A 415-nucleotide genomic window follows, 5' to 3' on the forward strand; every position below is an offset into this window, starting at 1 on the left:
ACCGCCGACACCGGCCGCCGCCTGCGCATGCCCGATGTTCGACTTCAACGACCCCAACCACAACGGCCGTTCAGCATCACGCCCCCGCCCATACGTCTCCTGGAGCGCCTGCACCTCGATCGGGTCGCCCAACGTCGTACCGGTGCCGTGCGCCTCCACCGTGTCGACCTGCGAGGGCTCCAGGCCGGCCACCGCCAGCGCCTGGCGGATCACCCGTTGCTGGGACGGCCCGTTGGGCGCGGTAAGACCGTTCGACGCACCATCCTGGTTCACCGCGCTCCCGCGGACGACCGCCAGCACCGGATGGCCCAGCCGCTGGGCATCCGACAGCCGCTCCACCAACAGCACCCCCACCCCCTCAGCCCACCCCGTACCGTCCGCACCCGCACCGAACGCCTTGCACCGCCCATCGACC

General features: G+C 71.6%; 1 protein-coding gene. It reads right to left on the reverse strand.

Going from position 1 to position 415, the window contains the following annotated elements:
• A partial coding sequence (locus WA788_RS35655; RefSeq protein ID WP_335984670.1) for a polyketide synthase occupies positions 1-415 on the reverse strand: 415 nt, incomplete at both ends.

The organism is Streptomyces sp. CA2R106 (assembly GCF_037034245.1).
GTDB lineage: Bacteria > Actinomycetota > Actinomycetes > Streptomycetales > Streptomycetaceae > Actinacidiphila.